The sequence below is a fragment of the Pseudomonas sp. Sample_9 genome (assembly GCF_004307535.1).
In the GTDB taxonomy this organism is placed as follows: Bacteria; Pseudomonadota; Gammaproteobacteria; order Pseudomonadales; family Pseudomonadaceae; genus Aquipseudomonas; species Aquipseudomonas mercuritolerans.
In genome coordinates this window covers 1-10997 of sequence record NZ_RAZO01000380.1, presented here as the reverse complement: position 1 = coordinate 10997, position 10997 = coordinate 1, and the positions used below count along the sequence as shown (strand labels likewise).

Annotated in this window: 7 protein-coding genes; 5 read left to right on the top strand and 2 right to left on the bottom strand. The window is 60.9% G+C overall.

What is annotated here, in order from left to right; genetic code table 11:
* Positions 1-180: 180 nt before the first annotated feature.
* A complete protein-coding gene (locus tag D6877_RS21845) occupies positions 181-1173 on the bottom strand; it encodes a D-cysteine desulfhydrase (RefSeq protein ID WP_130912078.1) in 993 nt (330 codons plus the stop codon).
* 191 nt (positions 1174-1364) lie between these two features.
* On the opposite strand from D6877_RS21845, the gene epsC reads away from it, so the two are divergent.
* On the top strand, positions 1365-2291 hold the full coding sequence (epsC, locus tag D6877_RS21840) for a serine O-acetyltransferase EpsC (RefSeq protein ID WP_130912077.1): 927 nt from the start codon (positions 1365-1367) through the stop codon (positions 2289-2291).
* 393 nt (positions 2292-2684) lie between these two features.
* The gene (gene betT, locus D6877_RS21835) at positions 2685-4646 is read left to right on the top strand and encodes a choline transporter BetT (protein WP_161984082.1); all 1962 of its coding nucleotides are present in this window, start codon (positions 2685-2687) and stop codon (positions 4644-4646) included.
* Positions 4647-4859: 213 nt separating this feature from the next.
* Here betT and D6877_RS21830 read toward each other — a convergent pair whose 3' ends face one another.
* Positions 4860-5897 carry a LacI family DNA-binding transcriptional regulator gene (locus D6877_RS21830; protein WP_016772195.1) on the bottom strand — a complete coding sequence of 346 codons (1038 nt, stop codon included), beginning with the start codon at positions 5895-5897 and terminating at the stop codon, positions 4860-4862.
* 203 nt (positions 5898-6100) lie between these two features.
* On the opposite strand from D6877_RS21830, the gene D6877_RS21825 reads away from it, so the two are divergent.
* The 3 genes from D6877_RS21825 to mgrA all read left to right on the top strand — a co-directional run bounded on the left by D6877_RS21825 (position 6101) and on the right by mgrA (position 10795).
* On the top strand, positions 6101-8326 hold the full coding sequence (locus D6877_RS21825) for a TonB-dependent receptor (RefSeq protein WP_130912075.1): 2226 nt from the start codon (positions 6101-6103) through the stop codon (positions 8324-8326).
* Position 8327: 1 nt separating this feature from the next.
* Complete coding sequence (locus D6877_RS21820; RefSeq protein ID WP_130912074.1) at positions 8328-9647, top strand: LLM class flavin-dependent oxidoreductase; 1320 nt, start codon at positions 8328-8330, stop codon at positions 9645-9647.
* A 110-nt stretch (positions 9648-9757) separates the two neighbouring features.
* The gene (gene mgrA / locus D6877_RS21815) at positions 9758-10795 is read left to right on the top strand and encodes an L-glyceraldehyde 3-phosphate reductase (protein WP_130912073.1); all 1038 of its coding nucleotides are present in this window, start codon (positions 9758-9760) and stop codon (positions 10793-10795) included.
* The last annotated feature ends 202 nt before the right edge of the window (positions 10796-10997 follow it).

Below are 10997 nucleotides of genomic sequence, written 5' to 3'. Positions count from 1 at the left end.
CCCGAAATTCGCCTGCGGCGAGACTATAAGATGTCTGTTTTAGACTTGAAAATACCTAATATGGAATCTTTTATTCATTTAAGGAATATCAGTGACTTCTTAAACGATCGCAGCCTTCGGCAGCTCCTACAGGTGATCTCATGTTGGAGCTGCCGAAGGCTGCGATCTCTTGATCTGCTCTTAGAAGGAATCCTTATACGCAAACAACGCCGGCGCGCCACCGGTGTGCAGGAAGATGATCGGGCCGTCATCGAAGCGCTGCCGGCCAATCCCGTCGAGCAGACCGGCCATGGCCTTGCCGGTGTAGACCGGGTCAAGCAACAGACCTTCCTGACTGGCCAACAGTTTCACCGCCGCGAGTGTGCCGGCGTTCGGCTCGCCGTAACGCGGGCCGAAATATTCGTCCCACAGCTCGACCTTGAAACTGGCTGGTACCTCGACGCCGAGCAGCTCTGCCGTGCGTTCGGCCAGGCCCTGCACCTTCGGCCGCTGATCCTCCTCACTGCGCGAAACCGTTACGCCGATCACCGGCAGTTGCGGCAGCGCCTCACTCAGCGCCAGTCCGAGACCACTGTGAGTCCCGGCACTGCCTGAAGCCAGCACCACCGCGGCGAAATCGAGGCCGCTGTCCTTGATCTGCTCAGCCAGCTCCAGCCCGGCGCGCACATAGCCCAAGGCACCGAGCGCGTTGGAGCCGCCAATCGGCACCAGATACGGCTTCTTGCCGTTGCTGCGCAGGCGCACAGCTAGGGCGGCCAGTTGTTCGTCGGCATTGTCGAGGTTGTCGACCAGCTCGACCTTGGTGTCGAACAGATCCAGCAGCAAGCGGTTGCCGTTGCCGGTGTAATTGCTGTCGTCAGTGCCCAGCGGGTTTTCCAGCAGCGCCACACAACCGAGGCCGAGTTTCGCCGCCAGTGCGGCGGTCTGGCGCACGTGGTTCGATTGCAGCGCACCGGCAGTGATCAGCGTGTCAGCACCTTGCGCGAGCGCGTCGGCGGCGAGGTATTCGAGTTTGCGCAGCTTGTTGCCACCCATCGCCAGGGGCGTCAGGTCATCGCGCTTGACGTACACCTCGCGACCGAGCCAGACGGACAGGCGTTCGAGTTTTTCCAGCGGCGTGGGGTGGCTCAGCAGTTCGAGACGGGGATAGCGTTGCAGCTGTTGTTTGATCATGAGTTCGCACTGACGCAAAAGAATGAAAGGACTATAGGCACGCGCTTTTGCCCGGGCAACCGCCAATCGCTTATAGCCAAATGGACTGAGGCCAGCACTATCGGTTCTTAATTCGTCGGCAAAGGCATGCCGTAAAGTAGGCGCCGTTGACGCGGCCAGACAGTCCGGCCGCCCGTAAGGAGTCTTTTACCGTGAGCGAGCGTTCCAGCCATTGGCAATTGCAGACCATCGTCGGCCAGCTGCGCAGCGCGCGGGAACAGTGGCGCGCACAGAATGGTCGCGCTTCAGGGGAGCAGGGCGGCCGCGAGTTGCCGTCGCGAGCGGCGATGGCGGAAATTCTTGAGGCGCTGTGTGGTGCGCTGTTCCCGATGCGCCTGGGGCCGGTCGATCTACGTGAAGAAAGTGAAGACTTCTACGTCGGCCACACACTAGATGTAGCGCTCAATGCATTGCTGGCGCAGACACGCCTGGAGCTGCGTTACGTCGCTCGCCACAGCGCGCAGGATGACAGCCAAGTCGAGGCTCGGGCGATTCAGATCGTGCAGGATTTCGCCCTTGCATTGCCGGGACTGCGCACGCTGCTCGACACCGATGTGCTGGCGGCTTATCACGGCGACCCGGCGGCACGCAGTGTCGATGAAGTGCTGCTGTGCTATCCGGGCATTCTCGCGGTGATTCACCATCGTCTGGCGCACCATCTGTATCGTGCCGGGCTGCCGCTGCTGGCGCGGATCAGCGCGGAGATCGCGCATTCGGCGACGGGCATCGATATCCACCCAGGGGCGCAGATCGGCCGCAGTTTCTTCATTGATCACGGCACCGGTGTGGTGATTGGCGAAACGGCGATCATCGGCGAGCGAGTGCGGATTTATCAGGCGGTCACTTTGGGCGCCAAGCGTTTTCCGGCGGATGAGGACGGCCAGTTGCAGAAGGGCCACCCGCGCCACCCGATCGTTGAGGATGACGTAGTGATTTACGCCGGGGCGACGATTCTCGGACGGATCACCATCGGCAAGGGTTCGACCATTGGCGGCAACGTGTGGCTGACGCGTAGCGTGCCGGCGGGGGCGAATCTGACTCAGGCGAATCTGCAGCATGATGACGGGACGCAGAAGTAAGTCTTGAATCTGCGTTGTTGTATCGGGCCTCTTCGCGAGCAGGCTCGCTCCCACAATTGGAATGCGTTTCAAATGTGGGAGCGAGCCTGCTCGCGAAGAGGCCGGATCAAGGTAGTGGCCTTCAGTCAATTCATCAGTGAACGAATCCCTCCAAACCCGCGTCATACCTCTCCTCGGGCGCTGTAGGAAACCTACCGCCCAGCCCTGCGATTAGTCCTTACCACCCCATTCATGTTTAACTTGAACGTTCATTCAAGTTAAACCGGTGGTTCGCTGCCCGCTCACAACAGGAGGCTTGCCTTTGCTGAGTCCGATCATTTCAGCCACGTTTCAACCCCTCGAGGTGCACGTTTCATGAGTGCATCGTCTACCCCCGCCAGCGGTCTGGTGCGCATGAATCCGCCGGTGTTCTACTTCGCCGCGACGGTCATTCTGCTGTTTGGTCTTGTCGTCATTGCCATCCCCGAGCAGGCCGGCGCCTGGTTGCTGGAAGCGCAAAACTGGGCGGCCAATACGGTCGGCTGGTACTACATGCTCGCGATGACCCTGTATCTGGTCTTCGTGGTGGTCACCGCCTTATCCGGCTACGGCAAGATAAAACTCGGTGCCGACCACGACGAGCCCGAATTCAGTTACCTGTCCTGGGCCGGCATGCTGTTCGCCGCCGGGATCAGCATCACGCTGTTTTTCTTCTGCGTTTCCGAACCGCTGACGCACATGTTGCAGCCGCCGCAAGGCGAGGCCGGCACAGCTGACGCCGCGCGCCAGGCGATGCAGATTCTGTTTCTGCACTGGGGCCTGCATGGCTGGGGCGTGTTTGCCTTTGTCGGCATGGCACTGGCCTATTTCGCTTATCGGCACAATCTGCCGCTGGCCCTGCGTTCGGCGCTGTATCCGCTGATCGGCAAACGCATCAACGGCCCGATCGGCTATGCGGTGGACGGCTTCGGCATCATCGCCACGGTGTTCGGTCTTGGTGCCGACATGGGCTTCGGCGTGTTGCACCTCAACTCGGGCCTGGATTATCTGTTCGGCATCGCCCACACCCAGTGGATTCAGGTCGGCCTGATCACGCTGATGATGGGCGCGGCGATCATCGTTGCCGTCTCTGGCGTCGACAAAGGCGTGCGGGTGATGTCCGACATCAACATGCTGCTCGCCTGTGCGCTGCTGCTGTTCGTGTTGTTTGCCGGGCCGACACAGCACCTGCTCAACACCCTGATCCAGAACGTCGGCGATTACCTCGGCGCCCTGCCGATGAAAAGTTTCGACCTCTACGCCTATGACAAACCAAGCGACTGGCTGGGTGGCTGGACAGTGTTCTACTGGGCCTGGTGGATCGCATGGTCGCCGTTCGTGGGCCTGTTCATTGCGCGGATTTCCCGTGGTCGCACCATCCGTGAATTCGTCTTCGGCGTGCTGTTGATTCCGCTCGGTTTCACCTTGGCGTGGATGTCGATTTTCGGCAACAGCGCCCTGGATCAGGTACTCAATCACGGCATGAGTGCGTTGGGCATGTCGGCCATCGACAATCCGTCGATGAGTATCTACCTGCTGCTGGAAACCTACCCGTGGAGCAAGACCGTTATTGCCGTGACGGTGTTCATCAGCTTCGTGTTCTTCGTGACGTCTGCGGATTCCGGCACCGTGGTGCTCTCGACGCTGTCGGCCAAGGGCGGTAACCCGGATGAAGACGGGCCGAAATGGCTGCGTGTGTTCTGGGGGGCGATGACCGCGCTGATCACCAGTGCGCTGCTGTTCTCCGGCAGCATCGACGCGCTGAAGTCGGCGGTGGTGCTGACCTCGTTACCGTTCTCGTTGATTCTGCTGCTGATGATGTGGGGCCTGCACAAGGCGTTCTATCTGGAATCGCAGAAGCAGATTGCGCAGCTGCATTCGCTGGCGCCGGTGTCCGGCTCACGGCGCGGCACCGGTGGCTGGCGTCAGCGCCTGAGTCAGGCGGTGCACTTCCCGTCCCGCGACGAGGTGTACCGCTTCATGGAAAGCACGGTGCGCCCGGCGATCGAGGAAGTGACCGCCGTGTTCGTCGAAAAAGGTCTGCACGTGGTCACCCAGCCGGATCCGGCGCATGACAACGTCAGCCTGGAAATCGGCCATGGCGAGCAGCATCCGTTCATCTATCAGGTGCAGATGCGCGGCTACTTCACGCCATCGTTCGCGCGCGGCGGCATGGGTTCCAAGCAACTCAACAATCGCCGCTACTACCGCGCCGAAGTGCACTTGAGCGAGGGCAGTCAGGACTACGATCTGGTCGGCTACACCAAAGAGCAGATCATCAACGACATCCTCGACCAGTACGAACGGCACATGCAGTTCCTGCATCTGGTGCGTTGATCCAACGGCTGAGCGCCGAGAGGTTTTTACGCCTCGGCGCTCAGCACCATGAACAGCACCACCGCCGCCACCGGGGCAAGCCCGCTCCCACAGGGTTTTGCGCCGTTCACAGATTTTGTATCCAACACTGAAACCTGTGGGAGCGGGCTTGCCCGCGAAGGGGCCACCTCGGTATGACCTAGAGCATAGCCAATCCAGCCCCCGCCATATTCATCAGATGCTTTCGCGCTCGATCACTTGGCATCGCAGCAGATTCAGCCGCTGCACTTTGTCGCTCGGCAACACGCCAAGGCTTTCCAGCACGCGTGTCGCGGCGAGTACACCGATCTCCAGTGCCGGTGGTTTGATCGTGCTCAGACTGGGCAATAACATCTCGGCAAACGGGTAATCGCCGAAGCCGAGCACGGCGCAGTCTGCGGGGATTTTGATACCCGCGCGCTGTCCGGCGAGGAGACCTCCGGCGGCGAGGTTGTCGTTGGCGAAGATGATCGCGTCGGGGCGTGGTGAGGCGTTCATCAGGGCGTCCATCGCTTGCTTGCCGGCTTCGAACGGCGCGCGGTCGGCGTCCGGGGCGAAAATCCAAGGCTCACGTCCTGCTTCACGCACAGTGGCGGCATAACCATCGCGGCGCTCCAGTGCACTGAAGTCGCCCGGCGCACTGTTCTGTACGAAAGCAATGCGTTGGTAGCCTTTCTTGAGCAAATGCCTTGCTGCCGTCACGCCCACTTCGAAGTGCGAAAAGCCAATCTGCATGGGCTCGCGCTCCGGCTGGTAATCCCAGGTTTCGATGACCGGAATATCCGCCTCGGCGAGCATCTTCTCGGTGCCTTCGCTATGGAAGTGGCTGGTCAGCACCAGGGCTGCCGGCGACCAGCCGAGAAATGCGCGCACCGCATTTTCTTCCTGCTCGATATCGAAATAACTCGACGCCAGCAACAGCTGATAACCGTGACGACTGAGGGTGTCGCTGAAGCCCTGGATCGTGTTGGCAAAAATCGGCCCGGAGATGTTCGGAATGACCATGCCGACGATTTTCCCCCGCGCCGAGGCCAGACCACCGGCCACCAGATTAGGCACATAGCCCAGCTCGGCGACCACCGCCGCAATGCGCTCGCGCCGCTCAGGCGAAACCTGCTCGGGCTGATTGAAATACCGCGACACGGTAATCGCCGACACCCCAGCTGCACGCGCCACGGCGTTCAGCGTCACACGTCCGGCGCCCCGGCGTTTACGCGGCTTTTCAACGTTCAAGACTCGATCCTTTCTAAAAACCAAATCGCATATAAAAGTAATTTTTCAGTATTGGACGCTCTATAGCCAGATCGCCAATATTCGCGATGTTAGCGCTAACAATGCGCGTTGTCTGCTACTCGCTCGAGCGAATGCCCACGACAGATTCAGGCGCTGTCGTCACAGAACGGCAGCGGTTCAGGGCCATTTTCGAGCGAACATCTATGCGTAATTTTCTTGGGGCATTACACACACTGACGCAGTCGATTCGCGCGGCGGGCTGGATTTTTACCGGGCTGGCGGCGCTGCCGCTGCCCACGGCGTTTGCCGCTGACAGCAGCGATCAGGAACCGACGCTGAAATCCGTCACGGTGACCGCGACTCGCCGCGAAGAGTCACTGCAAAAAGTACCGGTGGCGGTTTCCGTGCTCGACGGCGAACAGCTCGAACGCGACAACCGCAACGGCGTGGCGAGCATCGTTCAGCAAGTGCCATCGCTGAATTTCCGTACCGGCGCCTCGAACAAGGACACCTCGTTATTCGTGCGCGGGGTCGGCACCATTTCCACCTCGCCCGGCGTCGAGCCGACCGTGGCCACGGTCATCGACGGCGTGGTGTATGCGCGTCCCGGCCAGGCCACGCTGGATCTGCTCGATCTGGAGCGCGTCGAAGTGCTGCGCGGCCCGCAAGGCACGCTGTTCGGCAAGAACGCCTCGGCCGGTGTACTCAACATCACCAGCAAAGCACCGACCGTCGAGACCCACGGCTATATCGATCAGGCGTTCTATAGCGGCAACGAAAGCCGCAGCCGTTTCGGCCTTGGCGGCAGTCTGATTCCGGACACGCTGAAGGGCTCGATCAGCACCTTGTTCGGCACGTACGACGGTAACGTCGACAACCAGCACAACGGCCACGAGGTCAACGGTTACAACCATCGCGGCGTGCGCGGCAAACTCGAATTCACTCCGAATGACGACATCACCTTCACCCTGATCGCTGACTACATGCAGTCCCACGACGACGCGCCCAATGGCGTCGTCAGCCAAGCGTTGACGCCGGCCTTCGCCAACGCGCTGAGTCCGGTGAATGCGACCAGCCACAATCGCGACATCAACACCGACACCCGCTCTCACATCGAGGACATCAACAAAGGCCTGTCCGGCCAGCTCGACTGGCAACTGGGTGATTTCACGCTGACGTCGATCACCGCGTGGCGCGGCTGGGACAACACCCAGTATCAGGATGGTGATCGCCTCGGCACCGTGACGGCGGCGTTCCCCGGCACCGCCGACAAGGGCAATCTGGCCTTCGACCAGTATTCGCAAGAGCTGCGGCTGGCCTCACCGAAGGGCGAGTTTCTCGAGTACGTCGGCGGCCTGTTCTACATGCACGGCAAGGACGACGAGACCTATCAGCGCACCCTCACGACCACCACACGCACCGACCGTGGCGTTGCCGATTACAGCACCACCAGCGACAGCTACGCGGTGTTTGGTGAGAGCACGCTGAACTTCACTTCGCACTTTCGCGGCATCGCCGGCCTGCGCTACACCCACGACGATCTGGAATACGATCACCGTCGCGTTTCAACATCAGCAACCACCGTCAGCGGCATTCAACCGGCGACCAGCAGCTCAGGTTCGGTGGACGAAGATGGCTGGTCCGGTCGCCTCGGTTTGCAGTACGACCTGAGCGATACCGTCACCACGTACCTGACCTATTCGCGCGGTTACAAAGGCCCGGCGTACAACGTGTTTTTCAACATGCAGCCGCGCGACACCGAAGCGCTGAAACCGGAGACCTCCAACACCTGGGAAGCGGGGATCAAAGCCACCTCCTGGAACAACCGCCTGACCACCAACCTGGCGATCTTCCACAGCGAGTACGACAACTATCAGGCGAACTTTTTCGACACCGTCGCCGGGCAAGTGGTGACGCGTTTGATCAACGCCGGCAGCGTCACCAGCGAAGGCGTCGAACTGGATTACGCCCTGCAGGCCACCCAGCAATTGAAATTCTCCGGCGCCCTGGCCTACACCCGCGCGCGCATCGACGAATTCGCTTGCCCGGCCGGCGCGGCGGCGTCGTGCAACGTCAACGGCAAACCGTTGCCATTCAGCCCGGACTGGAAAAGCTACGTGCGCGCTGACTACACAATTGCGCTGGACAACGGTCTCGATATCGAACTGGGCACCGACTACAGCTGGCAAAGCGAAGTGCAGTACGACATCAGCCAGAACCCAGATACCAAACAGGGCGCTTACGGGCTGTGGAACGCCAGCGTCGCCCTGGCCGATTACAGCAATGGCTGGCGCGTCGCGCTGCTCGGCAAGAATCTCGCCGACAAGTCCTATTCGCCGTTGCTGGCCAGTGGCGGTAGCTACATCTATCGCGCCGTGCCTCGCGATGACGAGCGCTACTTCGGCGTGCAATTGCGCAAGGATTTCTGAGATGAGCAGACAGATGAAACTTGGTGCATTTCTCATGGCCACCGGGCATCACGTGGCGGCGTGGCGGCACCCCGATGTGCCGGCGGATGCGGGGCTGGATTTCGCCCATTACAAACGTCTGGCGCAGATCGCCGAAGCGGCAAAGTTCGATGCGCTGTTTGTCGCCGACAGCGTCGCCGCACCGACCGAAGATATCGCCAGCCGCATGGCGCGCTCCGATCACTTCGAGCCGCTGACCTTGCTCTCGGCACTGAGCGCAGTGACCGAGCACATCGGCCTGATTGCCACGGCCACCACCAGTTACAACGAGCCGTACCACGTGGCGCGCAAGTTCGCCTCGCTCGATCACTTATCGGGCGGACGGGCCGGGTGGAATCTGGTGACTTCGGACAACGCCGCCGAGGCGCTTAATTTCGGCCGCGACGCACACATCGGCCATGCCGAACGCTACAGCCGCGCCCGTGAATTTCATCAGGTGGTCACCGGGCTCTGGGACAGTTGGGAAGACGATGCCTTCCACCGCGACAAGGCCAGCGGCGCCTATTACCACCCGCACAAGCTGCATGTGCTCGATCATGTCGGTGAACATTTCCGTGTCAAAGGCCCGCTGAACGTCGCGCGCTCGCCGCAGGGGCAACCGGTGATCGTCCAGGCCGGTTCTTCCGAAGCCGGGCGCGAACTGGCGGCGCAAACGGCGGAAGTGGTGTTCACCGCGCAGACTTCGCTGGCCGCCGCACAGTCGTTTTACACTGATATCAAGGGACGCTTGGCCAAGTTCGGGCGCAGCACCGATTCGCTGAAAATCATGCCCGGTGTGTTCGTGGTGGTCGCTGCTACCGAGGCTGAAGCGCAGGAAAAGTGTGAAACGTTTCAGCAATTGGTCGAACCCGAGGTGGGCGTCGCGCTGCTTGGGCGTATGCTGGGCAACTTCGATTTATCGAAGTACCCGTTGGACGGGCCGCTGCCGCCATTGCCGCTGACTGACAGCGGTCAGCAGAGCCGACAGAAATTGCTGACCGAGTTGGCCGGGCGGGAGAACCTGACCCTCGCCGAGCTTGGTCGCAGGATCGCTGGCGGGCGCGGGCATTACAGCCTGGTTGGAGCGCCGGCGCAGATTGCCGATCGCCTGCAGGAATGGTTCGAACAAGGCGCGGCGGACGGCTTCAACGTGCTGGTGCCGCACCTGCCGGGTGGGCTCGAAGATTTCGCCAACGGCGTAGTGCCGGAACTGCAACGGCGTGGCTTGTTCAGAACCGAGTATGAAGGGCGCACGTTGCGGCAGAACCTGGGGCTGGCTCGACCCGGCAATAGATTTGCGTAACAGCTTTCGCGAGCAGGCTCGCTCCCACAGGAAAATGCATTCCAGGTGTGGGAGCGAGCCTGCTCGCGAAGCAGTCGACACCCATTTCAAGACAGACAAGAGAGGATTCGATGACTTACACCGCTGCCGAAAACCGCTACGACTCCATTCCTTACCGCCGCGTCGGCCGCAGCGGTCTGGTGCTGCCGGCATTGTCGCTGGGCCTGTGGCACAACTTTGGCGACAGCACGCCGATCGACACCCAGCGCGCCTTGCTGCGCACCGCGTTCGATCTGGGCATCAACCATTTCGATCTGGCCAACAACTACGGCCCGCCATACGGCAGCGCCGAGATCAATTTCGGTCGCCTGCTGCGCGAAGACTTCAAGCAATATCGCGACGAGTTGATCATCTCCAGCAAGGCTGGTTGGGACATGTGGCCCGGCCCGTACGGCCAGGGCGGCGGTTCGCGCAAATACGTGCTGGCCAGCCTCGACCAGAGCCTGCAACGCCTCGGCCTGGACTATGTGGACATCTTCTATTCGCACCGCTTCGACCCGGACACTCCGCTGGAAGAAACCGCCAGCGCCCTCGCCACCGCCGTGCAGCAGGGCAAGGCGCTGTACATCGGTATCTCGTCTTACTCAGGCGTGAAAACCCGCGAGATGGCCGCGCTGCTGAAAGAGTGGAAAGTGCCGCTGCTGATTCATCAACCAGCGTACAACCTGCTCAACCGCTGGGTGGAAAAGGATCTGCTCGATACCACTGACGAACTCGGCACTGGCGTCATCGCCTTCACGCCGCTGGCGCAGGGTTTGCTCACCGACAAATATCTCAACGGCGTACCGGCCGATGCGCGAGTCAATCGCCCGGGCGGCGGTTCGTTGCAGGCGTCGCATTTGTCCGAAGAAAACATTGCTCACGTGCGAGCGTTGAACGAGATCGCCCAGCGTCGCGGCCAGAGTCTGGCGCAACTGGCACTGGCGTGGACACTGCGTGATCCACGGGTGACCTCGGCACTGATCGGCGCGAGCCGGCCGGAGCAGATCATCGAGAACGTCGGAGCGTTGAAGAATCTGGATTTCAGTGTTGAAGAGCTGGCGGAGATTGACCGGTTTGCCCAAGAGGGCGGGATCAATCTGTGGGAGAAGCCTTCGACGGCGGAGTGATCAAGATTGGGTTGGGTCAGCAAGATCCAACCCCCTCACCCCAGCTCTCTCCCCCAAGGGGGCGAGGGGGAAAGGGAGCCGATCTTTATGCTTTTTAAAACTTGAGTTCAATCCGATATTTCAGGTCGATGTAGTTCGCGCAATCAGCTCGGTCAGTCCCCTCTCCCTCTGGGAGAGGGCTAGGGTGAGGGGCTTTTGATCT

Coding starts and splice junctions, on each gene's coding strand:
- D6877_RS21845 (WP_130912078.1), bottom strand. CDS start 1,173: ATGATCAAACAACAGCTGCAACGCTATCCCCGTCTCGAACTGCTGAGC.
- betT (WP_161984082.1), top strand. CDS start 2,685: ATGAATCCGCCGGTGTTCTACTTCGCCGCGACGGTCATTCTGCTGTTT.
- D6877_RS21825 (WP_130912075.1), top strand. CDS start 6,101: ATGCGTAATTTTCTTGGGGCATTACACACACTGACGCAGTCGATTCGC.
- D6877_RS21820 (WP_130912074.1), top strand. CDS start 8,328: ATGAGCAGACAGATGAAACTTGGTGCATTTCTCATGGCCACCGGGCAT.
- mgrA (WP_130912073.1), top strand. CDS start 9,758: ATGACTTACACCGCTGCCGAAAACCGCTACGACTCCATTCCTTACCGC.